A 23,415-nucleotide genomic window follows, 5' to 3' on the forward strand; every position below is an offset into this window, starting at 1 on the left:
CCGGCCCGGGTGAGGAACCCCATCCGCCGGCGACTACCTCAGGGGCGGCTCGTCCAGGATGAACATGGTGCGGGTGCTCTTGACCTCGGGCAGTCGTTGGAGACGTTCGAGGACGAAGGTGCGCAGGGCCGCGGCGTCGGTGACCCGGACCAGGAGGAGCAGATCGACGTCGCCGGAGACCAGGGCGGCGTGGTCGACCTCGGGGATGTCTCTCAGGTACTCGCGGAACCTCTCCCACGAGTGCTGTTCGATGCTCACCGAGACGTACGCGGACAGCGCGGTGCCGTACTTCTCCGGGTCGATGACCGCGGTGAAGCCTCGGATGACCCCGTCACCGCGGAGGCGTTCGAGGCGGGAGTAGGCGTTGGCGCGGGAGATGTGCGCGCGTTCGGCGACGGCGCGGATCGACATACGGCCGTCGTCGCGAAGGAGGGCGATGATCCGGCGGTCGGTGTCGTCCAGCTTCTCGGCCATGTGTCTTACCTCATACCGTCCCGGTGGTGGACGGATCGGATGTTCTGCGAGGGGGCGGGTCCTACCGAGCAGTTCGTCCAGCATCGGCGTGGAGGCATCGACAATATGGGGTGATTCACTTCATATTCAAGACATGAAGCACATCGATGGGCGAACTCCGTCGGTTCCCGCTCCGGGATCGACGCGCTCGTCGGGGCGGAACGGCCATGGCCGCGGACGTCGTTCGTCCACCGTCCCGGGCGGGTCGTGCTCGTCGAACTCCACCGTGTCGGGACCGTGGAGGGTCCCGGACCACGCGGGCGGCAATGGCGCCGCCGGAAGTCACGCGGGTCCGGACGCCTTCTCATCGGCCCTCGACGCGGGAGCGGGCGGGCGGTCCTCACCGCCCCGCCCGTGGTGCGGGTGGGCCGTCGAGGTCAACGGCGACCGGCGGCCCGCCCACGAACCCCCTCTCAGGACACGGTGTCCATGGGCCTGAGGGACAGGTCGTCGCCGAGAGCACGGGCCACCTCGGCGGCCCGGGAGTGGTCGTCGAGCCGCCGCGTCAGGTAGGCGCAGGAGTGTCCGTGACGGGTGGACCACCACACGGCGGAGCCGCCGATCCCGCCCTTGGCGATCTTGTCCGGATCACGGAGGAAACCGAGGGTCCAGGTGAGTTCGACACCGAAGACGTCGTCGTGCCCGGTCGCCTGCGGCGCGAGGTACTCCTCGTGGAGTTCGGTGCCCAGCAACGCGCGGACGGGCCCTTCAGGGTCGGTGATCCGGGACAGGAGACCGGAGAGCGCCGAGGCGGTGGCGTGCAGGCCGATCCCTCCGAAGACCGACCGGCGCCGAATCGCGGAGTTGGAGCGGTCCGGGTCCAGGCTCCCCCGCGGAGTGGAGAGCCAGGCCGCGGCGGGCAGATCCCTCGCCCAGTCGGGGTGGGCGTACTCCAGGTCGGCGACCCGGTCCAGTTCGTTCTCGGAGACGCCGAATCGGGCGTCCAGGTCGAGGGCGGGCCGTACCCGCTCATCGAAGATCTCACCGAGGGTGGACCCGGTGGCGCCGCGCAGGATCCCGTCGATGAGGTGCCCGTGGGTGAGGGCCTGCTCCCCCGTCCGGGTGCCGGGGGCGTACTCGGGTTCGGCCTCGGCCAGTGACGTGAGGAGTCCGCGCTCGTCGAGAGGGTCGAGGGTCGCCGCCGATTCCGGGAAACGGGGCAGTCCAGAGCGGTGCGTGAGCACGTGTCTCAGGGTGGTCGCCCCCTTGCCGTGCCGCTCGTAGCCCTTCCAGTGACGGGAGATCGGTGTGTCGAGGTCGAGGGCACCGTCACGTACCGCGACCAGGGCCGCCAGGGCGGCGAACGGTTTGGACACCGAGTAGGTCTGGACGAGGGTGTCGTCACGCCAGGGACGTCGCCGCCCCGTGTCGGCCCACCCGGCGGAGAGCCGGACGACCTCGCGTCCTCCTCGCCGGACCGAGAGTCCGGCGCCGGTCTCCCGTCCGTCGTCGACGAACCCCTGGAGCACCTCCCTCAGGCCCTCGTAGCCGGCTTCGGCCTCTCCTCGTACGCTCATCGACCCGTCCTCTCCGTCCTGGTGTACGAACGAGAACGAAAAATACCCCCAAGGGGTATATGAGGCAAAGGTCGGGCACGCCGAAGGGCCGCGGTCATCCGACCGCGGCCCTTCGTCTTTCCACTCCGGCCCACCCGTGACGGGGAGCCCTGGCCCCTCCCGAGGGAGGGGAACCTGGCCGTTCGGGCTCTCCTTCACGGAGGCCCCGAGTGGTCCAGGGGTGGTCCTGATCTACTTGTTGCCGCCGTTGCGCAGACGGTTGATCATCTCGGAGACGTTGTTGCCGCCCTCGCGCACGAGGTCGAGCAGCGAGGAGACGCCGTGACGACCGGAACTCTCGGCCATCAGGCCCTTGCCGCTGTCGTCGTCGGCCCCGGCGTGGACACCGGCGGGACGCCGGGTCCAGGCGAAGACCAGAGCGATGATGACGGCCGGGATGATGGCCAGGGCCAGCAGAGCCGAGGCGGAGGGAGCACCCTCGGCGCCCATCAGGCCGGTGCCGGACAGGTCGTTCGTGGCGGTCTCGGCGGTGACGCCGGTGCCGCTCTGACCCTCGTCCTCACCCGCGACGGGGGCACCGTCCTGGTCCTGCTGCTCGTCCTGAGCCTGCTGCTCGTCGGAGCCGTCCTTGGAGGTCTCCTCCTTGGACTCGTCCTTCTTGGACTCCTCGTCCTTCTTGGACTCCTCCTTCTTGGAGTCGTCCTTCTTCTCGGACTTCTCGTCCTCGCCCTTGTACTCGGCGGGCATCGGGGAGACCGCGTCCTCGCACTTGTTCTCGGGCTGCTCGAAGGGGTGCGGAGCGCCCTCCTTGCCGGCGCCGTCGCCCCACTTGGTGATGTAGTACTCGACCTCGGCGTGGCCGTTGCCACCCGTGACGACGTAGTTGGTGCTGTCCCAGGACTCGCCCATCATGTCGGCGAAGGTCTTGCCGTCGATGTCGAGAAGGACGTCACAGTCGTGGGAGGGGACCCCGGGACCGCGGTCCCCGATGAAGAATTCGTACTCCTCGCCCTCGTAGACGATGAAGCCCTCGGTACCCAGCGGCCAGCTGGGGCTGGAGAACAGCCCCTTCTGCATGGGCTCGCCACCTGCGGGCATGCCCGTGTCACCGTTGATTCCGGAAGCGTCGTCCCAGAAGTAGGTAGCGGTGACTTCGCCGTGCTGGATCGGAGTGTCGTTGCTCATGTGGTATCAGCCAGGTTGACGACAGGGCCGAGGAGACCGGGACATGACGTGTCGAGGCGCACCGGCGCACAGGACTGCGCTCGGGGTCGATCAGGTCATGAGGTGTTCCGCGTCGCCTGTGGCGGACCGCGGGCGGGAACGGGGGGCCGGATCGGCTCCGCCGGACAGCTGGCGCGTGGATTCGCGCGGCTCGTCCCCGAGCGAGAGAAGAGGTCTCACTTCCCCTTCCGGCCTCGGCCGGTCAAGGGCTCGGCACCGGCTCATTAAAGATCCATAACGAACCGGTCACGAAGGACACTAACCCACGCCTTGGCAAAGTGCCGAAGGATCGCGGGTAAAATGACACACCGTGTCTTGACCGCCACTTTCGGGAAGCGATCGGACACGCCCCGAAAAACGCGAGAACCCCTGGCACACAGGGGTTCTCGACGTGAAAGGGCGACCGGAGAAGGCTCCAGGCGTGGCGCGCGTCATAAACCTGAACATGCCCCTCGAAGGCGAACAATGCCTGCTCAACAGGGGTGTGTTCACTGATACGCCCTGAAAGCGGGGCTGTTCGGACATCGAACCGGGGGACGCACAAGCGGCAAAGGCCACGCCAACGTGGTATTGCTCCGGGTCAGCCCCGAGAGCGCGAACCCCTCCGAACGCAAAGAACCCCCCGGTAGGTTGCCCCACCGGAGGGTCGAATGTCGGTCAGGTCACCTGTGACCTGCGGTTGAAGCGCTCGGCCCGCCACTCCCCCGATTCCACGACCTCCACCAGCGCGGTCGCCGCGTCGAAGACGTCCACGTAGCGCAGGTAGAGCGGGGTGAAACCGAAGCGCATGACGTCGGGGGCCCGGAAGTCGCCGATCACCCCGCGCTCGATCAACGCCTGCACGATCGGATATCCGGCTCCCTCCTCGGGCTGGAGCAGGGCCACCTGGCTTCCGCGCCGCTCGTGCTCGGCGGGGGTGATGGAGGACAGCCCCACCGAGGCCGCGCGGGCCAGGAACAGGTCGGTCATGGCCAGGCTCTTGGCGCGGACCCGGTCCATGTCGGCCTTGGCCCACACGTCCAGCCCCGCCTCCAGGGCCGCGTCCGCCACCAGGGGCTGGGAGCCGCTCAGGAAGCGGGAGACCCCGGGAGAGGGCTCGTAGTCGGGGGTGAAGTCGAACGGACGGGCGTGTCCGTGCCACCCGCTGAGCGGCTGCTCGGCGACGGCGTGGTGCCGGCGGGCCGCGTACAGGAACGACGGGGCTCCGGGACCTCCGTTGAGGTACTTGTAGGTGCACCCCACGGCGAAGTCCACTTCGAGACCCGACAGGTCGATGGGGACCGCCCCGACGCTGTGGCACAGGTCCCAGATCACCAGGGCGCCGTGCTCGTGGGCCAGGCGGGTGATGCCCGCCATGTCGCGGAGCACGCCGCTGCGGTAGTCGACGTGGCTGAGGAGCAGGGCGGCCACGTCCCCGCGCGCCAGCTCCTCGGCCAGACCGGGGCCGTCCGGGTCGACCCGGCGCTGCTCGGCGCCCAGCAGGGAGACCGCGCCCTCGGTGACGTAGAGGTCGGTGGGGAAGTTGCCCGCCTCCCCGAGCACGACCGAACGTCCGGACAGACGGACGGCGGCCACCAGGGCCTTGAACAGGTTGGCGGAGGTGCCGTCGCCGACGATCACCTCGTCCGGATCGGCCCCCACCAGGGGCGCGACCTTGGCGCCCAGGGTGCGCGGCTTGTCCCACCAGCCGGCGTCGTTCCAACTGCGGATGAGGTCCCGGCCCCATTCGCGTTCGATCATGTCGGCGACCCGACCGGGGGTGGAGCGCGGCAACGCCCCCAGGGAGTTCCCGTCCAGGTAGATCACCCCCTCGGGGAGGACGAACTCCTCGCGAAGGGGGGCGAGGGGGTCGGCCGCGTCCAGCTCGACGCACTCCTCACGGGTGGTGGGTGTCATCGGGTCCTGCTTCCTACACGGGGCTCGGGGCCGGGGTGGGTTCGGGTGATGCCGCTCAGACCGTACTGCGCAGGGACCACAGCTCGGGGAAGACGTCCTGCTCGGCGTTGCGGGCCAGCCAGGTGAGGCCGTTGGAACCGCCGCTGCCCGGCTTGGCCCCCATGGTGCGCTTGACCGCCATCAGGTGCGTGTGGCGCCATCGGGTCACCCGTTCGGCGACGTCCACCAGGGTCTCGGCCAGCAGGAGCAGTTCGTTGCCCGGACGGTCGTCGGCGTAGACCTCCGCCCAGGCGCGCTCGACCCCTTCGGAGGGTTCATAGGCCTGGGTCCAGTCCCGCTCCACCGCCTCGGCGGGGACGGGAAGGCCTCGCCGGTCCAGCAGGCGCAGCGCGGCGTCGTAGAGTCCGGGACGCTCCAGCAGCCCGGTCAGTTCCGCGGCCACGTCGCCCATCGCCTTGTGCGGGCGGATCATCGCGGCGGACTTGTTGCCGAGGAGGAACTCCAGCCTGCGATAGCCGTAGGACTGGAACCCGGAGGCCTCGCCGAAGGAGTCGCGGAACCGGTTGAAGCCGGTGGGCGTCATGTCGGAGAGCAGCCCCCAGGAGGCGTTGAGGACGTCCTGGGCGTTGCAGGAGCTGCGCAGTCGGGCGATCGCCCCGGGGACGTCGTCGGCCTCCAGCGCGTCGCGCGCGGCCTCCCAGTGCCCCTGGACCAGGGAGAAGAGCAGCTCCATCACCTGTGTGGTGATGATGAAGGTGGACTCGAAGGGCTCGTCGGTACGGGTCCGCTGAAGGTCGAGCAGCGTGTCGACGCCGATGTAGTCGGCGTAGGGGGTCTTGCGTTCGAAGGCCAGGGTCGGTCGGCCCCGGTTCTCCTCGGCCTTGTGGGCCCTGGCCGCCGCGGCGTCCTCGGCACCGCTCTCCGCGGGTGCGTAGGGACACTGCCCGGCGGTGGTGGTGGAGAACATGGTCACTACCCCTCGTGTACTGCGTGACTTCGTCGATCGCACGTATCACGTCGCCCTCGAAGGATCCCCTCTGCACGGACGCCGTGAACGTGAATCCACATAATCGAATATATTCCCGACACAAGGAAGGGCCATCGGCCCGCGAGGACCCCCTGCGGCTTTACATTCATAACGAGAACAAGACGTCGACCTTGGGAACGTGAACCATGACCTCACGACCGCCGATCCCCCTGGACGGCGTCGACCGGCGGATCCTCGGAGAGCTCCAACGGGACGGGCGCCTGTCCTTCAACGAGCTCTCCCGCAGGGTCAACCTCTCGGCCCCCGCCGTGGCCGACCGGGTACGCCGCCTCACCGACCGCGGGGTGATCACCGGCTATCACGCGCACGTCGACCCGGCCGCCGCGGGCCTGCCGGTGACCGCCCTGGTCCGCATGGAGTGCTTCGGGGCGCACTGCCTGTTGCGCGAGCGCTCCTCCCTGGAACTGCCCGAGATCCTCCAGGTCCACCGGGTCACCGGAGACGCCTGCTGCGTCCTGCTCATCGCGGTCCGCTCCATGGAGCACTTCGAGGAGGTCATCGACCGGTTGGCGGAGCACGGTCGCCCCTCCAGCACCATGATCCTGTCCACCCCGGTGCCCTGGCGCCCGGTGACCGCGACGGAGGCGTGATGGGCGTCCTGGTCGACACCCCGGTCTGGCCCGGTCCCGGCGGACGCCTGTTCGCCCACCTGGTCAGCGACGACTCCTTCGAGGAACTGCACGCCTTCGCCCGCCGACTCGGCGTACCCGAACGGGCCTTCGAACGCGACCACTACGACATCCCCGAAGAGCTGCACCCCAGGGCCCTGGAGCTGGGGGCCGAGCATGTCGGCGGACGCGAACTGGTCACCCGGCTACGGGCCGCCGGTCTGCGCAGGCCCAAGCACCCCGGTCGGTCCAGGTCACCAGAGGCCTCCCGTCCTCCTACCGGAGAGCCGGTCCACCTCGGCGGAGATGTTGGCCCTGGCCCGGGGCTCCCACCGTTCCCGTCCGAATTCGGTGTTGAAGAGGCTCGGCCGCTCCAGCAGTGAGCGCAGGACGGCCAGCCGCCCACAGCGGAACTCCCTCTCCGGGATCTCCCGGTACTCGGCCCGGATCGCGGTGACGTAGGCCAGGTACTCGTCCCGTGCGCTCCCCAGCACCGCCAGGTCCGCGTCGCACACGACGCCTCCGTCGCGGTCCCCCTCCTCGGGCCGGTGGTCCTTGGTGAGCAGGACCAGGCGCACCACCTCGGAGATCATGGCGGGCCCCACCCCCAGTGGGTCGAGCAGGCGTTCGGCCAGCCACGCGCTCTGTTCCTCGTCCTCCCCGGGGTGTCCCTCGTAGACGGCGTCGTGGAACCAGAGCGCGTAACGCACCGCGTCGACGTCGGACGCCTCCTCCTGGAGGATGTCCACGGCGCGCAGGGTGTCCCACAGGTGGGAGAGCGTGTGATAGCGACGATGCGGTTCGCTCCAACGGTCGAGGAGCTCCCGGCCCACCACCCTGGCCTCGAAGCCCCCGCCCGCCAGACGGGCCCAGGCCGCCGAGAGGAGGATCGCGTCCTCCTCGTGCCGAGGGTGGAAACGGTTCGGTCGCTCTTCGAAGCTCACCATGAGGCCGGTATTCCCCCTCCCGTCCTCGGTGAACTCCGAGGACGGGGACCGTTCCACCCCGAGGGCGACCTGACCGATAGGCCTATCATGGGATGGTTTGTGGCCGAGGGCGAGAGACACAGGACGAGGTCGGATGTCACCAGTGCAGACCCTGCGGCGGATGAACCGGATCGCCGGTTGGCCGTTGCTCCTCGCCACCTTCCTGGCCCGACTGCCCATCTCGATGACCCTGATCGGGCTCCTCACCCTCGTCACCGTCACGACCGGCAGCGTGGCCGCGGCCGGCCTGGTCTCGGGTGCGTTCGCGCTCGGTGAGGCGGTGGGCGGGCCGATCATCGCCCGTTTCGCCGACCGTCACGGTCAACGCCTCCCCGTCCTGGTGACCGCTCTCGTCGACGCCGCGCTGATCGCCCTGCTCGTGGCCGCCGTGGCCGTGGACGCCCCGCTCCCCCTCCTGATCGTCCTGGCCGTGGTCGGTGGCCTGTGCATGCCCCAGGTCGGCCCGATGGCCCGGACCCGCTGGGTGGTACTGATCCGTCGAGGGCCCGAACGCGGTGTGGAGCGCGAGCGTTCGGTCTCGGCCGCCATGTCCGTCGAGGGGGTCCTCGACGAGGCCTCCTTCGTGCTGGGCCCGGCCCTGGTCGGCGTCCTCACCCTCACCCTCTCCCCGACCGCGAGCGTGCTCGGGGCCGCGGTGCTGCTCGGGGTCTTCGGCTCCGTGTTCGCCCTGCACCCCACCGCCCCCGCCGGAAGCGTCCCCGAACGCGGCTCCGAGGGGCGGATCGCCCGCCCCGCGCTGTTGATCCTGACCGTGCCCATGTTCTGTCAGGGCCTGTTCTTCGGCGGGATGTCGACCGGGGTGACCGCCTTCGCCGACAACGCCGGACACGGCGACCTGTCGGGGTTGATGTACGCGGTGATGGGGTCCAGCAGCGCCGTGGCCGGTCTCATGATGGCCTCGTTGCCCGTGGGCTTCACCCTGACCGCGCGGGTCAGGGTGGCGGCCGGCGGGCTGGCGCTGCTCACCCTCCCCCTCTACCTTGATCACGGCCCCGTCGGTCTCGCGGTGACGATCTTCGTGTTGGGCATCGCGATCGGTCCGCACATCGTGAGCCTGTTCGGTCTGATCGAACGGGCCGCTCCGCCCAGCCGACTCTCGCAGTCCATGGCCATCGTGCTGAGCTGCCTGATCCTGGGGCAGGCGTTGGGCTCCATGATCGCCGGTTCCCTCGCCGATCTCCACGGCCATCAGGGGGCGTTCGGTCTGGCCACCGTGGGCGGGGCGATCTCCCTGGTCGTGACGGTCCTGGTGATGCGCGGCCGCTGGTACGAGCGCGTTCCGAAGGCATCGGAGGTCCCCGTGACGAAGGACACCGGGGTCTCGGCCGGATGAGGCGTTAACGACCCGTTAAGGAAGAGCGCGAGAACGGTCGGGCTGGTCTAGCCTCGGGAGCCGTGCTTGAGATGTTCAAGGCGCTGGCACCGGGTGCCCGCCTCCGCTCCGATTCCGCCGTCCCGCCGCTGGCCGGCATGGGACGCGTGACCCTCTCCGTACGCGATCACGAGGTGAGCGCCCGCTTCTACCGTTTCGTGCTCGGGTTCCGTCCCGAACGGCGGGAGTACCGGCACGGCGTTCTGCGCACCGGCTTCAGCCATCCCTGTGGCGTGCTCATCGACCTGGTCCAGTACCCCGACAACTTCAAGGGGCGGTTCGACCACCGCCGTTGCGGGCTGGACCGGCTCACCCTGGCCGTGGACAACCTGGGCCAGTTGGAGGCCTGGGAGGACCGCTTCACCCGGCTGGACGTGGAGCACGAGCCGGTATCGCACGGCGAGGAGGGCTCCACCCTCGTCTTCCGTGACCCCGACGGCACCGCGTTGGCCCTGTTCGCCCCGGCCGACCCCGACACGGGAGAGGACTGATCCTCTCCTTCGGTCCCCGGACGACGGGCCGGGGACCCGCCCCCTTCCTCAGTCGCCGTCGACGATCTTGAGACGCACGTCGCGCTCGGCCAGCTCGTCCAGGGCGGAACGGGGAAGACGGTCGTCGGTGACGATCAGGTCGAACTCCTCCAGCCGTGCCACCCGGAAGGTCCCGAACTTGCCGTACTTGGTGCTGTCCACCACCAGGACGCTCTTGGAGGCGATGCGCAGCAGCTCCTGCTTGGCGATCACCTTGGCCTCCGACGGGGTCGTGGAACCGCGTTCGGCGTCCCAGGAGCTGCTCGCGATGAAGGCCAGGTCGACGTTGACCTGACGCAGGAAGTCGGCGGTGAACTGACCCACCGAGGAGTGGTCCGAGTGCGAGACCACGCCACCGGTGTGGATCAGTTCGATCCCCGGGTACTCCATCAGGTGTCCGACGACGTTGAAGTCGCTGGTGATGACGGTCAGCCCGACCTTGTCGGTCAGCAGCGGCACCATCTGTAGCGTGGTCGTCCCCGCGTCCAGGTAGATGGTGAAGTTCTCCCGGACCAGCTCGGCGGCGGCGCGGGCGATGGCCCTCTTGGCCGGCACCTCCAGCTGGGCCTTGGCCAGGTAGGAGGGCTCGCTCTTCAACCTGGCGGCCAGCCGTACCCCTCCGGTCACCGACAGGACCTTGCCGTCGTTCTCCAGGGCCTGGATGTCACGGCGCACCGTCATGTGGGACACGGACAGCATCGACGTGAGCTCGTTGATACTCAGCACATGGCGCTCTTGGAGAAGCTTGAGGATGTGCTCGCGTCGCTGATCCGGAATCATGGTTCGCCTCACGCTCGGGGGCCTGTCTGGGGGCGCCGTGCGATCACGGCACCCGATAACAAAGTTTCCCAGTTCGCAGCGGTCGAGACGATTCCCACGCGACGTGAGACCGCTCGCAATCGAGGCGTGTCCCACGGCCGTCGTGACGTCCCCACCGCCGTCAGGGTAGGCCTTGGTGGGCGTTTTTCCTGTTTGCACCACGTGCGGCGCCGATCTTTGCCACCCTGGATCGCATGACGTTGTCCATCGCACTACGCGGAGACACCGCGCGCTTCCCGGGTAACACGCTCCCGGCACTGCGGTCGGCCCTACGTGCCGGGGTCGACCTGATCAAGATCGACGTCCACCTGACCTCGGACGGTTATCCCGTCCTGGTGGACGAACGTGTCGTGGCCCTCCCGGGTTCCGAACCCCGACGGATCGGTGATCTGACCCTGGCCGAACTGGCCGGCGCACGTGAGAACGTCGAACGTCGTGTGCCGACCCTGATGGAGGTCCTGGCCGAGTTCCTCGGTCGGGAGACCACCCCCCTGATGGTCGACGCCGCCTCGCCCGAGGCCGCCCTGGCCGCCGACACGGTCCTGCGCGAACACGGCTTCGTCGATCAGGCGTTGTTCACCGGCCCGGTGGAGGCGCTCCAGGCCTTGCGCGCGCGCCGTCCGGCCACCCCGATGATGCTCTCCTGGGACCAACCCGGGCCTCCCCCCGAGGATCTGGCCCGTTCTCTACGGCCGACTTTTCTGGGAAAGCATTACACGCTGCTGGACCGGGAAACGGTCGGGGAAATGCATCGTTTCGGATATCGTGTCGTCGCCTGGACCGTGAATGAATTCCCGGAGATGGCCCGTCTCATCGGAATGGGCGTCGACGCCATAGCCACCGAACGCGTCGACGATCTGGTGTCGTTGACCTCCGGACGCGCCCAGGGCCCCTCCTCTCATGGAGACCCGGTCTCGGGCCCGGTACCCCAGGCGGCTCCAGGGGTCGCAGGGCCAGACTGACGCACCGCAGGGCCCGTGTGGCGGTGGCGGGACGGGGAGGCAAGGGCCCTCGACCCGGCCCTGGAAAGGACACATGAAGCGGTTCATGTGGAACACCGACGTCACCCACCTCGTGCTCTCGGCATTCTTCATCGATCTCCGTCGTTCCACGCTTTTTTCGAAGCCTTGTCGATATCCTTGACGTCCCTCACTTCAACGGCGCACAACGACCGATGAGACGACAATCAATGACGGCCGACCTCTCCCCTCACTCGCTTCGCACGACGGCCCCCGTCCTGGACTGCGCGGCACGCCTGTTCGCCGAGCACGGCTCCCGAGGCCTGCCCATGTCCGCCCTGACCCACCGGATCGCCGCCGAGACCTCCACCGACGGGGCCGCGCTCCGCCGTGCCTTCCCCACCCGCTTCGATCTGACCTACGCGATCGTCCTGCGCGCCACCAGAGAGCGCGTCAACGACCAACTGACCACCGACGTCCCCGACTCTCCCGCGACCCGACGCATGGCCGACCTGGTCCGCAGGCACGTCGCCAGCGGGTGGAGGCATCGGGACGCCGTCGCCCTCGGCCGGGAACTGCTCCCCACCCTGCGCGCCATCCACCCCGTACGACATCGGGAGATCAGCGGTCTGCACCGACTCTTCCGCGATCACGTCCGCGAGATCGTCCTCGCCGGGATCCGCGAGGGCCGATTCGAGATCACCGACCCGGGGAGGGCCGCCGACAAGGTCCTGGAGACCTTCGACTCGCTGCTCCACTGGTACGACCCCGAGGCCGGGCTGAGCATCGCCGACCTCGGAGACGTCTACGTCGACCTGGTCATCCACCATCAACTCGGCCATCCCCGGTGAACACCCGCCCGCGACGCTCCGGTTCAGGAACCGAGCAGTTCGTACAGGTCCACCGACTCGGCGATCGCCCGCAGCCCCGCGTCCCCGGGGTGCAGGTGGTCGCCCGAGTCGTACTCGGGGCGTAGCCGGGTGGGCCGTTCCGGGTCGCGCAGGACCGCGTCGAAGTCCCACACCCCGGTGAACGGGGACTCCGGATCCAGCCGCTGCTCGCGCAGGTGGGCGTTGATCCGTTGCCGTTGTCGTTCCAGTCCCGGGGTACAGCGGCTACCCCCCTCACAGGGCCCCAGGGTGGCCACGAAGATCCGCACGTCGTGATCGCGCGCCATCCGCGCCAACCGGTTCAGGCCGGCGATCACCTCCTCGGCGGAGGCGCCCCAGCGCAGATCGTTGATACCGGCGAAGACGACGACGCTCTCCACGCCGTTCTGGGAGAACACGTCCCGTTGGGCCCGGTGCAACAGGCTCACCCCGTTGGCGTAGGTCGACACCCCCTCGCCCGGATAGCCGTCCGTGGTCACCCGGTTTCCGGCCACTCCCAGGTTCAGCACACCGGGGTCGGGCAGATCGGATCTCTGTCGCAACCGGTCGCTCAACACGTCCGGCCAACGGGCGTAGGCGTCCCGGGTCGAACGGACCCCGTCGGTGATGGAGTCCCCGAAGGTCACCACGGCGCCCGGGCCGTCCATCACCTCGATCCCGGTGAGGAAGGGCCACTGCTCCACCGTTCCGGTGAAGGGCTCCTCCTCGCGCTCCAGGGTGCGATCGCCGCTGCCGGGGGCGGTGGTGAAGTTGGTGTCCACCGAGGCGTAGTGGATCGGCGCCGCGGTGACGCGGTCCGGGAGGTGGATGCTGACCAGGAGTTCGGTGCTCGGCGGCAGTAGGAAGTCGATCGGATCACTGACCAGACGTCCTCCCGCGGGGATGACGGCGCCCCTGGCACCGGAGAAGGTGAGCGGGATCGCCGCGCCCCGTGTGCGGGCACCGGTGTCGCGCAGGGCCAGCGAGACCGCGCCGATGGTCACCGGGCGGGAGGCGAAGGTGTTGTCCAGACGTACCCGGACCTTGTGCCCGCCGGTGGTCGAGCGCACCGTCAGGCGCAACGTCTGGTCCTGCCAGGGGCCCACCTCGGTGTATCCGGAGGTGGCGCGCGCCCAGGTCCCGGTCCATTCCCGATCCGCCTGGCGTCCCCCCACCGAGAACACGTGCAGGTTCGCGTCGGGGTCGGTGACCTCGGGCAGGACCACGTGGTCGACCTCGCGCCCGGGTTCCAAGGGCACCGAGCGCGCGTACAGGCGCACCGAACCGATCACGTCCAGACCGAAGCCGGTGGCCGAGTTGGCGTAGGGCAGGGTCAGGGCGGCGTCGCCGGCGGGTCCGGCCGCCCAATCCGGGACGACCAGCTCGAACTTGTGCTCGCCGCCGTCGGAGTAGACGACGCTGCCCACGCTCCGCACGTCGGCGCCGGTCCCGTCGGTGCGGGTACCGGTGGCGAGAAAGGTCAGGGACCGCAGGCGGGTGGGTTCGCCCAAGGTGAGGGACTGGCCGTCGGAGAGCACGTGATCGGGACGGCCCTCGCCGTAGACGGGAAGGCGCATGGAGGTGTCCAGGATGTCGACCTCACCGCCCGGCGACCAGCCGGCCGCGGCCAGGGTGCGAGCGGACAGACTGTTGCCCGCGCCGTCGAGGTCGCCTTCGTCCGAGGCCCCGTCCTGGGAGATCCCGGTCCGGTTCAAGAGGTCGTACAGGGGGAGGGCGACGGCGTCCTCCCCCGGTGTGGGGCGCACCAGCACGTCGGGATGGCTCATGGGGTTGAGCACGGTCAGCAGCAGGACACCCGTGACGACCATGGCCACGATCCGCGCGAACCGTCGCCGGGAGGGGCGTGGCTCACCCTCGCCCCCTCGTATCGTTCTCCCCCCGTCCACCACGTGCCTTCCCCCGACGCTCCGAGCCCATCGAACCCTCCGATGGTCCCGACCGGCCGACGGTTGTTGAGACTTGAGGCACCGTGGCCCCGGACCGGCGGCCAGTGTAGAGGAGACGGTGGACCGGGGACGGCCCTCCGAACGCCCCGTGGAGGGTGGTCTCGGTCCCATCCGTTTTCGCCCTGAGGCCGATTCGCGCGCGACCGGGGCCCGAGAATAACAAAAGGGAAAACTATTCGGACAAACGTCGCGAAAAACGGTAATCGACCACACAACACCTGAGGCGAGAATGGCGAAGCCGGGGGAACGCACGGCCCGACGGCGGCGATGCGCAGTGCGACAAGGGATTGCGAGGCGATGGTGAGGGGTAGGCCGGGCAGGACTCGAACCCGCGACCCAGGGATTATGAGTCCCCTGCTCTAACCAACTGAGCTACCGGCCCTCCGCCGTCAGCAAACGCCATCCTAACAGGGTGTGTCCGACGTTTCCTCGCCGAGAATCCGTTGTACGACGGGAACCGACGGGCCCGAACCCGACATGCGCGCCCTTTGACCGCACCTGGGTCGCGAGGGTCGTCCCCGGTCGGTCTAGGGTGTGAAGGTGCGGCGTGCTCGGTCGTACCCCCTGGCCCGGCACCGAAGCCGCCTCGAACCCGTTGGTAACATCGCGGGTCGCACACCGTCGTCAGGAGAGTTCACGTCATGTCCAAAGCACCCGTCAACGTCACCGTCACCGGCGCCGCCGGCCAGATCGGCTACGCCCTGCTGTTCCGGATCGCGTCCGGCCAGCTCCTCGGCGCCGACACCCCGGTGAAGCTGCGCCTGCTGGAGATCCCGCAGGCCGTCAAGGCCGCCGAGGGCACCGCGATGGAGCTCGACGACTGCGCCTTCCCGCTGCTTCAGGGCATCGACATCTTCGACGACGCGGGCAAGGCCTTCGAGGGCGCCAACGTCGGCCTGCTGGTCGGCGCCCGTCCGCGCGGCAAGGGCATGGAGCGCGGCGACCTGCTCCAGGCCAACGGCGGCATCTTCAAGCCCCAGGGCGAGGCGATCAACGCCGGTGCCGCCGACGACATCCGCGTCCTGGTGGTCGGCAACCCGGCCAACACCAACGCCCTCATCGCGCAGAGCCACGCCCCGGACGTCCCGGCCGAGCGCTTCACCGCGATGACCCGTCTGGACCACAACCGCGCGCTGACCCAGCTCGCCAAGAAGCTCGACGTGTCGATCAACGACATCAAGAAGCTGACGATCTGGGGCAACCACTCCGCCACCCAGTACCCGGACCTGTTCAACGCCGAGGTAGACGGCGCCAACGCCGCCAAGGCCGTGGGCGACCAGGCCTGGCTGGAGAACGACTTCATCCCGACCGTCGCCAAGCGCGGCGCCGCGATCATCGAGGCCCGCGGGGCCTCCTCGGCCGCCTCCGCCGCCAACGCCGCCATCGACCACGTCCACGACTGGGTCAACGGCACCCCGGAGGGCGACTGGACCTCGGCCGCCATCCCCTCCGACGGCTCCTACGGCGTGCCCGAGGGCCTCATCTCCTCCTTCCCCGTCGTGTCGAAGAACGGCGAGTGGGAGATCGTCCAGGGCCTGGAGATCGACGAGTTCTCCCGTGCTCGTATCGACGCTTCGGTGCAGGAGCTCGTCGAGGAGCGCGACACCGTCAAGCAGCTCGGCCTGGTCTGAGTCTCCTTCCGTTCGGGTGTCCGAGCGGGATCGACGCGGGCACGCTCCCTCCGGGGGCGTGCCCTTCGTCGTCTCGGCCCCGAAGGCCCCGGGAAGGGTTCGAACGCACGGGTGCGTCCCGAAAGGGGTCGGAGAGCGGGCAGTATAGAGAGCGTGAGTCTCATCGATGCGCTTCCCACGGAACCAGAACCCGACTCCCTCTTCGAGGCGTTCGCTTTGTGGGTCGAGGAGCGGGGTCTCACCCTCTACCCGCACCAGGAAGAGGCCCTCATCGAGGTCGTCTCCGGGTCGAACGTCATCCTCAACACGCCCACCGGCTCCGGTAAGAGCCTGGTCGCCACGGGCGCCCTGTTCGCCGCCCTGGCCCGTGACGAGTGCGCCTTCTACACCGCGCCCATCAAGGCCCTGGTCTCGGAGAAGTTCTTCGATCTCTGCAAGATCTTCGGGACCGAGAACGTCGGCATGATGACCGGCGACGCCTCGGTCAACGCCGACGCCCCCATCGTGTGCTGCACGGCCGAGGTCCTCGCCCAGATCGCCCTGGCCGAGGGCAAGGACGCCGACATCAACACCGTCGTCATGGACGAGTTCCACTTCTACGCCGAGCCCGACCGGGGCTGGGCGTGGCAGGTGCCGTTGTTGGAGATGCCCCAGGCTCAGTTCCTACTGATGTCGGCCACCCTGGGCGACGTCAGCCGCTTCGAGGAGGACCTGGAGAAGCGCACCGGACGGTCGACCGCGGTGGTCGCCTCCGCCGAGCGCCCCGTCCCCCTCTACTACGACTACCGGGTCACCCCGCTGCACGAGACCCTGGAGGAACTCCTCGGTTCCGGGAACGCGCCCGTGTACATCGTGCACTTCACCCAGGCCCAGGCCGTGGAGCGCGCTCAGTCGTTGACCAGCATCAACATGTGCACCAAGGAGGAGAAGGCGAGGATCGCCGAGGAGATCGGCGACTTCCGCTTCACCACCAGGTTCGGGCGCAACCTGTCCCGGTACGTGCGGCACGGCATCGGCGTCCACCACGCGGGCATGCTCCCCAAGTACCGGCGTCTGGTCGAACGTCTGGCCCAGGCCGGTCTGCTCAAGGTCATCTGCGGCACCGACACCCTGGGCGTGGGCGTGAACGTGCCGATCCGGACCGTGCTGTTCACCGCGCTGAGCAAGTACGACGGGGTCCGGGTGCGCCGCCTGCGCGCACGCGAGTTCCACCAGATCGCGGGGCGGGCCGGTCGCGCCGGCTTCGACACCGTCGGCAACGTGGTCGCCCAGGCCCCCGAACACGTCATCGAGAACGAGAAGGCGCTGGCCAAGGCCGGTGACGACACCAAGAAGCGCCGCAAGGTGGTCCGCAAGAAGGCGCCGGACGGTTTCGTGTCGTGGGACGAGGCGACCTTCCGCAAGCTCATCGACGCCGAGCCCGAGCCGCTGAACTCGCGGTTCCGGGTGAGCAACGCCATGCTGCTCAGTGTGATCGCCCGGCCGGGGAACTGCTTCACCGCGATGAAGCACCTGTTGACCGAGAACCACGACGACCGCAAGACCCAGCGCCGCCACATCCACGAGGCGATCGCCATCTACCGGTCCCTGCTGGACGGCGGGATCGTGGAGACCCTCGCCGAGCCCGACGAGCAGGGCCGTACCGCCCGGCTGACCGTGGACCTCCAGGCCGACTTCGCTCTCAACCAGCCGCTGTCCACCTTCGCGCTGGCGGCGCTGGACCTGTTGGACGTGGAGTCGCCCACCTATCCGCTGGACGTGCTCAGCGTGGTGGAGTCCACTCTGGACGACCCGCGTCAGATCCTCGGCGCCCAGCTCAACAAGGCCCGCGGCGAGGCCGTCCAGCAGATGAAGCTGGACGGTATCGAGTACGAGGAGCGTATGGAGCGGTTGGAGGAGGTCGACTACCCCAAGCCGTTGGAGGAGCTCCTCGACCACGCCTACGAGGTCTACCGGCGCGGCCACCCCTGGGTCGGCGACCATCCGCTCCGGCCCAAGACGATCGCCCGCGACATGTACGAGCGGGCGATGACCTTCACCGAATACGTGGGCCACTACGAGCTCGCCCGGTCCGAGGGCCTGGTGCTGCGTTACCTGGCCGGCGCCTACAAGGCGCTCAACCAGACGGTGCCCGACGACTCCAAGACCGAGGAACTGCGCGACCTCATCGAGTGGCTGGGCGAACTGGTCCGCCAGGTCGACTCCAGCCTGCTCGACGAGTGGGAGCGGCTGACCAACCCCGAGGACGAGACCGAGGAGGGCCACGAGCCCGAGGAGCGGGTCCGCCCGGTCACCGCGAACGCCCGCGCCTTCCGGGTCCTGGTGCGCAACGAGATGTTCCGCCGCGTGGAGCTGGCCTCCCGCCGTCGCTACGGCGACCTGGGCAAACTCTCCGAGGACGACGAGTGGACCGGCGAGGACTGGGCCGAGGCCGTCGAGGAGTACTACGCCGAACACGACGAGATCGGGACCGGCCCTGACGCCCGAGGTCCGAAGATGCTCCTCATCGAGGAGGAGTCCGACGTGTGGCGGGTCCGACAGGTCCTCGCCGACCCCGCGGGCGATCACGACTGGGGGATCGCCGCCGAGGTCGACCTGGCCGCCTCGGACGCCGAGGGCCGCGCGGTGGTCCGCGTCATCGACGTCGACCGTCTGTAGCCCCGTGCCCTCCTCGAAGCACCCCGGGGAGGGCCTCAGGCGAGCAGGTGCGCGTTGACCTCGCGTACGCCCTCGGCGAGCTCGGGGCGCTCCACCACGGACCGTCCGGCCGCCGTGAGGCGTTCCGCCCCGTCGCAGTCGACGAACAGGGCCGGCTCGCGCCAGGCCATGACCACACGCGGGATCGGGGTGCCCAGGATCAGCGCGGTGCACGAGCGAGGCCGTGAGGCCCGGGCGCTGCACGGCTCCAGGGACGTGTAGATCGTCGCCGTCTCCAGCCGCGGGTCCCCGGGGTCGATCCCGCGCAGGGCCGCCTCCTCCGCGTGGTCGAGCGGGTCGTCACGGCGGGAGTAGCCCTCGCCGAGGATCAGACCGTCGGCCGCGACGACGACCGAGCCCACCGAGAAGGCCGTGGTCGAGGGCGGGCAGGAGCGGGACAGCCCGATCGCCCGCTCCAGCCAGTGGGCGTCGGCCGCCCCCTCGGCCGGAACCGGCCCCCGCTCCCCCGCACTCGCGGCGGTCATCGCTCGTCCCCCAGGCGGTAGCGCAGGACCACGACGTCCCCCAGCGCACGGGTCTCGACCAGCCTCATGGGGTGGGACGGTCCGTGGGGGTAGACCCCGGGCACGACGAAGCGCGGAGCGTCCTCCTCTCCCACGAAGAAGGGGGCCACCGCCAACCGGAGCTCGTCGACCAGCCCCGAGGTGAGGAAGAGGGTGTGGATGTGGCCTCCCCCCTCCACCAGGAGTCGGGACACCCCGCGTCCGGCCAGATCGGCCAGGACGGCCTCGGCCGTGGGAGGGTCGCCGGCGTCGACGACCTCGGCCGGCGGATGGGTATCGGGAAGGTCGGCCAGGAGGCGGGCGGCGGTCTCGGCTCCCTCTCCCCCGCTGTAGACGACCGCGCCCGCGTCACCGGTGGAGAAGAGTCGGGCGTTCGGGTCGATCTCTCCGCTCCGGGTGATCACGGCCTTGAGAAGGTGCTCGGTCCGCCCCTGTTCGCGCCGGCGTTCGCGCAGGACCGGCGAACGGACCAGGAGGCGCGGGTCGTCGGCGCGCAGGGTGCCCGCGCCGACCAGGATCGCGTCGCAGCCGGCCCGCAGCTCGTCGATCTCGGCGAAGTCGGCGGGGTTGGACAGGCGCAGGCGTTCGGGGCCGGTGTCGTCGATGCGACCGTCGACCGACATGGCGCAGCTCAGAATGGTGTAGGGGCGATCCATGCCCCCAGGCTAGCCTCGAGGACAGGGGGCGACGGCCGGGCGCCCACTCCGCGCGTGTTCTCTTCGTCGATACGCGATTTCTCGAAGTCCATCGGCACCGGGAAACGAATGGAGAACACCGATCCTCTCCGGATTCACGCTGGCAGGGGTCGGTTTCGGAATTGATCGCCTTCTTTTTCCCATGTTTCTCGGAGTGATTTCCCGCCCCCCCTCTCGGAGGACCTCGTCCACGTTCCGTGTCGGCCCGGACCTCGACTTCCCCGTACACCCCTCCTCTTCCACTGCCCTCACCGAGGGGGGTTCTCGCGCCCGTCGGGGATCGGACGGCCCAGGTTGGAGCCCGAACAACACTCTCCACAAATTGGACATTAGGCGTATAACCACTAGGAGACCCAAGACCTGACGAACATGCGGCGTACGCCTCTTCAAGGACCGGGTCGGGTGGTATTTTTTGTGACCTGTATCCTGGACTCGGTTAACAAGCGGGCGATCGAGGAATACAATCCTGGGAGTCGACCACTTCCCCACCTCAGACAAGAGGACGGCGATGTCTCGTTTCACCTCCCCCGATTTCCTGAGGCAGGCGGGGGACAATCACGTCCGGGCCGAACCCCCGCCCCTCGTCAACCTGACCAGGGCCGATATCACCCGGCTCCGCTCCTTCCACCTGAAGGGCAAGGACCACTTCGAGGTGGATCGGGAGTTCGCCGCCCGAGCCGACCGGATCGTCCCCGGCTTCGTCGATCTCGTCCTGGGGGAACGCGCCTTCCTCCAGCGCGCCGTCCGCCACCTGGTCGCCGATCTGGGCATCACCCAGTTCCTCCAGGTGGGCGCGGGGCTCCCCGCCCCGGGCGACCCGCACGAGATCGTGCGCGAGACCACCTCCGAGGGCCGCGTCGTCTACGCCACCTCCGACCCGGTCGTCCTCACCCACCACCTCGCCCTCATCCGTGACGGCCGCACCACCACCGCCCTCAAGGCGGAGCTGGGTCGACCGGAGGGGCTGCTGGAGGACCGCGAGGTCCACGACTTCCTCGACCTGGACCGTCCGGTCGGACTTCTGCTCACCGGCGTCGTCTCGCACACCCCGGACGCCGTCGCGGCCTCCCGCTCCATCGCCGCCCTGCGCGACAGGCTCGCCCCGGGCAGCCACATGGTGCTCAGCCACTACTGCCGCCCCGACCCCGTGCGGTATCGCAAGGACGCGCTCAGGGCCGAACAGCTCCAGGAACTGTTCCTCGGCGACCTCGGCCACGGCCACTGGCGTACCGAGGAGGAGATCTCCGCCTTCTTCGACGGCTGGGAGGCCGTGCCGCCCGGCCTGTTGCAGGCCCAGAAGTGGCGGACGATGCCCGTGGCCCCCCCGGTGTACGGCAGCTACCAGATGCCGCACCGCAACCGTCGACTGATCATCGGCGGCGTGGGCCGGATCTGAGCCGCGTCCCGGCCCCACGCTCCACCGTCCTTCCCCGACGAGGGCGACACCACCCTGACCCTCCGCGTCGAAGCCCTTCCAGGGACCGGCAGCGGACAGGGTGGATCATCACGGCTCCCCACCCCCACCGATGGGATCGGCCACCCTCACGTCGATGTTCCACCCCTCGGTGTTCCCGTCCCCCGAAGAACCGGCGGAGCGGCCAGGCCGTACCTGTAGGCGGCCACCACCAACTGCGCCCTGTCCCGCGAGCCGAGCTTGGTCATCGCGCGATTGACATGGGTCTTCACCGTCAGGGGCGAGAGGAACAACCGGTCGGCGATCTCGGCGTTGGACAGCCCCTCGGCCACCAGAACGGTCAACTCCCGCTCGCGCGCGGTCAGCTCCGCCACACCCGGATGCGCGGCGGAGACCACGGGCGTCGGCGACTCCAGGAAACGGCGGATCAGTCCCTTGGTGGCCTCCGGCGACAGGAGGGCGTCGCCCCTGACGACCGCTCGGATACCGGCCACCAACACGGACGGTTCCACCCCCTTGCCGAGGAAGCCGCTCGCTCCCGCGCGCAGCGCCTGGTAGACGTACTCGTCGATCTCGAAGGTCGTCAGGATCACCACCCTGACGCCCGCCAGGGCCGGATCCTCGGTGATCTCCCGGGTGGCGGTCAGACCATCGGTCCCCGGCATGCGGATGTCCATCAGGATCACGTCGCATCCGGTCTCGCGTACCAGCGCGACGGCCTCCGCGCCCTCCGAGGCCTCGCCCACGACCTCGATGTCCGGGGCCGCGTCGATCAGGACACGGAACCCTCCGCGCACCAGGGCCTGATCGTCGGCGAGCACCACGCGGATCGTCATACGCCCTCCTCGCCCCCCGGCACCGGTTCCCGTCGATCGTGGGCCTCACCCGCGGGTAGGAAGGCCCGTACCAGGAATCCGTCGTCCACGTTCCCCGTCCACAGGTTCCCCCCGACCGCGGCGACCCGCTCCCGCATACCGATGATCCCGGACCCGGACCCCTCGGTCGATCTCCTCCGCCGCTCGGTGGAAGGGGGCAGGGGGTTGCGCACGTCGATGGACAGGCCGCCCTCCCCGTGCCGGAGCCGGACCCGGACACCGCCTCCGCCGTGCCGCCGCGCGTTGGTCAACGCCTCCTGGACGATCCGGTAGGCCACCAGGTCCGTCCCCGAGGGGAGCCCGGCCGGGGCGCCCTCCACCCGGTAATCGACCGCTACCCCGGCCTCCTCGAACGCCTCGACGAGCTTCGACAACCGTTCCAAACTCGGGGCGGGGGCGGTGGGCGGCCCCTCTCCCTCCTCCGCCCGCATCACGCTGAGCAGGGCGGACATCTCCGCGAGCACCGACCTTCCCCCCTCGCGCACGTGCGTCAGGGCCCGTTCGGCCTCGTCCGGGTCTTCACGCAGGAGATGGGCGGCCACCTCGGCCTGCACGTTGATGAGGGTGATGTTGTGCGCGACCACGTCGTGCAACTCCCTGGCGATGCGCAGCCTCTCCTCCATCACCCTGCGCCGCGCCTCCTCCTCACGTCGCTCCTCGGCCCGGCGGGCCCGATCCCGGAGGTCGGTGAGACGTTCCCTGTGGACCCGCACCGAATAGCCGATGGAGACCGCCGCCCCCACCGAGAGGACCCACCACAGCGCGCTCGGGGCGAACAGGTACTCCCCTCGCGACAGGTCCGCGACGGTGAGGCACAGGGCGGAGAAGAGCCCGATCCGCACGGAGACGCCTCGTTCCCTCCGCGAGGCCACGCTGTACAGCGCCACCCCCAGAGCGATCTGCAACGAGGTCTGGAAGACACCGAAGACCGCCACCAGGACGCATCCGACCAGCGATACGAACGCGACCCACACGGGGAGACGGTCACGGAAGGCCACGGGGGCGCAGGCGAGCGCGCCTCCGATCACACTCACCGCGCCGACGGCGCCCTCCACCGGGTCCGTCGCCGCCAAGACCATGGTGAGGACGAACAGGGCGACGGCGAGCGCCGCGTCCAGCGGCCGGGGCAGTGCCTTCGAAGGGATCCCCACTCCCGCCGCACCTCCACCCGCTTCGTCCGTCCGACCCAGGATCGTACAATCCGTGGCCGCGCGCATACGACGATCGCAGTATGTGCGAAGCCCGCGCCC

At 69.3% G+C, this 23,415-nt stretch carries 20 protein-coding genes, 1 tRNA gene and 1 pseudogene; 9 read left to right on the forward strand and 13 right to left on the reverse strand.

Annotated features, from left to right (window positions below):
- Nucleotides 1-33: 33 nt before the first annotated feature.
- From U9J66_RS07205 to U9J66_RS07225, 5 genes are all read right to left on the reverse strand, one after another.
- Nucleotides 34-474: an Lrp/AsnC family transcriptional regulator gene (locus U9J66_RS07205; protein WP_326337342.1), complete on the reverse strand. Its 441-nt coding sequence runs from the start codon at nucleotides 472-474 to the stop codon at nucleotides 34-36.
- 452 nt (nucleotides 475-926) lie between these two features.
- The gene (locus tag U9J66_RS07210; RefSeq protein ID WP_326337343.1) at nucleotides 927-2,030 is read right to left on the reverse strand and encodes a serine hydrolase domain-containing protein; all 1,104 of its coding nucleotides are present in this window, start codon (nucleotides 2,028-2,030) and stop codon (nucleotides 927-929) included.
- Nucleotides 2,031-2,261: 231 nt separating this feature from the next.
- On the reverse strand, nucleotides 2,262-3,215 hold the full coding sequence (locus U9J66_RS07215; protein WP_041561901.1) for a hypothetical protein: 954 nt from the start codon (nucleotides 3,213-3,215) through the stop codon (nucleotides 2,262-2,264).
- Nucleotides 3,216-3,911: 696 nt separating this feature from the next.
- Nucleotides 3,912-5,150 (reverse strand): kynureninase, encoded by a 1,239-nt coding sequence (gene kynU, locus U9J66_RS07220; RefSeq protein ID WP_326337344.1) that lies wholly within the window; start codon nucleotides 5,148-5,150, stop codon nucleotides 3,912-3,914.
- Between the two features lie 55 nt (nucleotides 5,151-5,205).
- The gene (locus tag U9J66_RS07225) at nucleotides 5,206-6,117 is read right to left on the reverse strand and encodes a tryptophan 2,3-dioxygenase (RefSeq protein WP_017534142.1); all 912 of its coding nucleotides are present in this window, start codon (nucleotides 6,115-6,117) and stop codon (nucleotides 5,206-5,208) included.
- Nucleotides 6,118-6,323: 206 nt separating this feature from the next.
- On the opposite strand from U9J66_RS07225, the gene U9J66_RS07230 reads away from it, so the two are divergent.
- Together U9J66_RS07230 and U9J66_RS07235 are read left to right on the forward strand one after the other, a co-directional pair.
- Nucleotides 6,324-6,788 carry an Lrp/AsnC family transcriptional regulator gene (locus U9J66_RS07230; protein WP_014912898.1) on the forward strand — a complete coding sequence of 155 codons (465 nt, stop codon included), beginning with the start codon at nucleotides 6,324-6,326 and terminating at the stop codon, nucleotides 6,786-6,788.
- Nucleotides 6,788-7,042: pseudogene (locus tag U9J66_RS07235) on the forward strand (DUF4031 domain-containing protein); the annotation flags it as partial. The gene U9J66_RS07230 and the pseudogene U9J66_RS07235, both read left to right, overlap by 1 nt.
- Before the next feature lie 18 nt (nucleotides 7,043-7,060).
- Here the strand turns inward: U9J66_RS07235 and U9J66_RS07240 are convergent.
- Nucleotides 7,061-7,753 (reverse strand): HD domain-containing protein, encoded by a 693-nt coding sequence (locus U9J66_RS07240; protein WP_014908346.1) that lies wholly within the window; start codon nucleotides 7,751-7,753, stop codon nucleotides 7,061-7,063.
- Nucleotides 7,754-7,886: 133 nt separating this feature from the next.
- Here U9J66_RS07240 and U9J66_RS07245 point away from each other — a divergent pair, with 133 nt between their 5' ends.
- Both U9J66_RS07245 and U9J66_RS07250 read left to right on the forward strand, forming a co-directional pair.
- Complete coding sequence (locus tag U9J66_RS07245; protein ID WP_326337345.1) at nucleotides 7,887-9,146, forward strand: MFS transporter; 1,260 nt, start codon at nucleotides 7,887-7,889, stop codon at nucleotides 9,144-9,146.
- 71 nt (nucleotides 9,147-9,217) lie between these two features.
- Nucleotides 9,218-9,676: a VOC family protein gene (locus U9J66_RS07250; protein WP_014908590.1), complete on the forward strand. Its 459-nt coding sequence runs from the start codon at nucleotides 9,218-9,220 to the stop codon at nucleotides 9,674-9,676.
- 48 nt (nucleotides 9,677-9,724) lie between these two features.
- Here the strand turns inward: U9J66_RS07250 and U9J66_RS07255 are convergent, their stop codons facing one another.
- Nucleotides 9,725-10,495: a DeoR/GlpR family DNA-binding transcription regulator gene (locus U9J66_RS07255; protein WP_014911725.1), complete on the reverse strand. Its 771-nt coding sequence runs from the start codon at nucleotides 10,493-10,495 to the stop codon at nucleotides 9,725-9,727.
- A gap of 233 nt (nucleotides 10,496-10,728) precedes the next feature.
- Here U9J66_RS07255 and U9J66_RS07260 point away from each other — a divergent pair, with 233 nt between their 5' ends.
- Nucleotides 10,729-11,496 (forward strand): glycerophosphodiester phosphodiesterase, encoded by a 768-nt coding sequence (locus tag U9J66_RS07260; RefSeq protein WP_326337346.1) that lies wholly within the window; start codon nucleotides 10,729-10,731, stop codon nucleotides 11,494-11,496.
- Between the two features lie 227 nt (nucleotides 11,497-11,723).
- Nucleotides 11,724-12,344, forward strand: coding sequence for a TetR/AcrR family transcriptional regulator (locus U9J66_RS07265; protein ID WP_014912063.1), 621 nt, complete (start codon nucleotides 11,724-11,726; stop codon nucleotides 12,342-12,344).
- Nucleotides 12,345-12,367: 23 nt separating this feature from the next.
- Here U9J66_RS07265 and U9J66_RS07270 read toward each other — a convergent pair whose 3' ends face one another.
- Both U9J66_RS07270 and U9J66_RS07275 read right to left on the reverse strand, forming a co-directional pair.
- Nucleotides 12,368-14,191 carry a GDSL-type esterase/lipase family protein gene (locus U9J66_RS07270; protein WP_326337347.1) on the reverse strand — a complete coding sequence of 608 codons (1,824 nt, stop codon included), beginning with the start codon at nucleotides 14,189-14,191 and terminating at the stop codon, nucleotides 12,368-12,370.
- A gap of 446 nt (nucleotides 14,192-14,637) precedes the next feature.
- Nucleotides 14,638-14,711, reverse strand: a tRNA-Ile gene (locus tag U9J66_RS07275).
- 259 nt (nucleotides 14,712-14,970) lie between these two features.
- On the opposite strand from U9J66_RS07275, the gene U9J66_RS07280 reads away from it, so the two are divergent.
- Together U9J66_RS07280 and U9J66_RS07285 are read left to right on the forward strand one after the other, a co-directional pair.
- Nucleotides 14,971-15,960: a malate dehydrogenase gene (locus tag U9J66_RS07280; protein ID WP_017534146.1), complete on the forward strand. Its 990-nt coding sequence runs from the start codon at nucleotides 14,971-14,973 to the stop codon at nucleotides 15,958-15,960.
- Between the two features lie 153 nt (nucleotides 15,961-16,113).
- Nucleotides 16,114-18,618 carry a DEAD/DEAH box helicase gene (locus U9J66_RS07285; protein WP_014913452.1) on the forward strand — a complete coding sequence of 835 codons (2,505 nt, stop codon included), beginning with the start codon at nucleotides 16,114-16,116 and terminating at the stop codon, nucleotides 18,616-18,618.
- A 35-nt stretch (nucleotides 18,619-18,653) separates the two neighbouring features.
- Here U9J66_RS07285 and U9J66_RS07290 read toward each other — a convergent pair whose 3' ends face one another.
- Together U9J66_RS07290 and U9J66_RS07295 are read right to left on the reverse strand one after the other, a co-directional pair.
- Nucleotides 18,654-19,142: a dCMP deaminase gene (locus U9J66_RS07290; RefSeq protein WP_326337348.1), complete on the reverse strand. Its 489-nt coding sequence runs from the start codon at nucleotides 19,140-19,142 to the stop codon at nucleotides 18,654-18,656.
- Complete coding sequence (locus U9J66_RS07295; RefSeq protein WP_014913269.1) at nucleotides 19,139-19,837, reverse strand: RibD family protein; 699 nt, start codon at nucleotides 19,835-19,837, stop codon at nucleotides 19,139-19,141. The genes U9J66_RS07290 and U9J66_RS07295 overlap by 4 nt, the downstream gene beginning before the upstream one ends.
- 547 nt (nucleotides 19,838-20,384) lie before the next feature.
- Between U9J66_RS07295 and U9J66_RS07300 the strand changes: the two genes are divergently transcribed.
- The gene (locus U9J66_RS07300; RefSeq protein ID WP_014910771.1) at nucleotides 20,385-21,272 is read left to right on the forward strand and encodes an SAM-dependent methyltransferase; all 888 of its coding nucleotides are present in this window, start codon (nucleotides 20,385-20,387) and stop codon (nucleotides 21,270-21,272) included.
- Between the two features lie 146 nt (nucleotides 21,273-21,418).
- Here U9J66_RS07300 and U9J66_RS07305 read toward each other — a convergent pair whose 3' ends face one another.
- Both U9J66_RS07305 and U9J66_RS07310 read right to left on the reverse strand, forming a co-directional pair.
- Nucleotides 21,419-22,126, reverse strand: a complete 708-nt coding sequence (locus tag U9J66_RS07305) for a response regulator transcription factor (RefSeq protein ID WP_326337349.1) — start codon at nucleotides 22,124-22,126, stop codon at nucleotides 21,419-21,421.
- A complete protein-coding gene (locus U9J66_RS07310) occupies nucleotides 22,123-23,316 on the reverse strand; it encodes a sensor histidine kinase (protein WP_017534149.1) in 1,194 nt (397 codons plus the stop codon). The genes U9J66_RS07305 and U9J66_RS07310 overlap by 4 nt, the downstream gene beginning before the upstream one ends.
- Nucleotides 23,317-23,415 lie beyond the last annotated feature (99 nt).

This window comes from Nocardiopsis sp. LDBS1602 (genome assembly GCF_035818715.1).
Lineage (GTDB): Bacteria > Actinomycetota > Actinomycetes > Streptosporangiales > Streptosporangiaceae > Nocardiopsis > Nocardiopsis alba.

Excerpts from the sequence above, each read along its gene's own strand:
- U9J66_RS07270 (WP_326337347.1), bottom strand. The coding sequence starts at position 14,191 with ATGGTCGTCACGGGTGTCCTGCTGCTGACCGTGCTCAACCCCATGAGC.
- U9J66_RS07290 (WP_326337348.1), bottom strand. The coding sequence starts at position 19,142 with ATGACCGCCGCGAGTGCGGGGGAGCGGGGGCCGGTTCCGGCCGAGGGG.
- U9J66_RS07250 (WP_014908590.1), top strand. The coding sequence starts at position 9,218 with ATGTTCAAGGCGCTGGCACCGGGTGCCCGCCTCCGCTCCGATTCCGCC.
- U9J66_RS07260 (WP_326337346.1), top strand. The coding sequence starts at position 10,729 with ATGACGTTGTCCATCGCACTACGCGGAGACACCGCGCGCTTCCCGGGT.
- U9J66_RS07305 (WP_326337349.1), bottom strand. The coding sequence starts at position 22,126 with ATGACGATCCGCGTGGTGCTCGCCGACGATCAGGCCCTGGTGCGCGGA.
- U9J66_RS07230 (WP_014912898.1), top strand. The coding sequence starts at position 6,324 with ATGACCTCACGACCGCCGATCCCCCTGGACGGCGTCGACCGGCGGATC.
- U9J66_RS07225 (WP_017534142.1), bottom strand. The coding sequence starts at position 6,117 with ATGTTCTCCACCACCACCGCCGGGCAGTGTCCCTACGCACCCGCGGAG.
- U9J66_RS07295 (WP_014913269.1), bottom strand. The coding sequence starts at position 19,837 with ATGGATCGCCCCTACACCATTCTGAGCTGCGCCATGTCGGTCGACGGT.
- kynU (WP_326337344.1), bottom strand. The coding sequence starts at position 5,150 with ATGACACCCACCACCCGTGAGGAGTGCGTCGAGCTGGACGCGGCCGAC.
- U9J66_RS07215 (WP_041561901.1), bottom strand. The coding sequence starts at position 3,215 with ATGAGCAACGACACTCCGATCCAGCACGGCGAAGTCACCGCTACCTAC.
- U9J66_RS07255 (WP_014911725.1), bottom strand. The coding sequence starts at position 10,495 with ATGATTCCGGATCAGCGACGCGAGCACATCCTCAAGCTTCTCCAAGAG.
- U9J66_RS07280 (WP_017534146.1), top strand. The coding sequence starts at position 14,971 with ATGTCCAAAGCACCCGTCAACGTCACCGTCACCGGCGCCGCCGGCCAG.
- U9J66_RS07210 (WP_326337343.1), bottom strand. The coding sequence starts at position 2,030 with ATGAGCGTACGAGGAGAGGCCGAAGCCGGCTACGAGGGCCTGAGGGAG.
- U9J66_RS07300 (WP_014910771.1), top strand. The coding sequence starts at position 20,385 with ATGTCTCGTTTCACCTCCCCCGATTTCCTGAGGCAGGCGGGGGACAAT.
- U9J66_RS07245 (WP_326337345.1), top strand. The coding sequence starts at position 7,887 with ATGTCACCAGTGCAGACCCTGCGGCGGATGAACCGGATCGCCGGTTGG.
- U9J66_RS07265 (WP_014912063.1), top strand. The coding sequence starts at position 11,724 with ATGACGGCCGACCTCTCCCCTCACTCGCTTCGCACGACGGCCCCCGTC.
- U9J66_RS07205 (WP_326337342.1), bottom strand. The coding sequence starts at position 474 with ATGGCCGAGAAGCTGGACGACACCGACCGCCGGATCATCGCCCTCCTT.
- U9J66_RS07240 (WP_014908346.1), bottom strand. The coding sequence starts at position 7,753 with ATGGTGAGCTTCGAAGAGCGACCGAACCGTTTCCACCCTCGGCACGAG.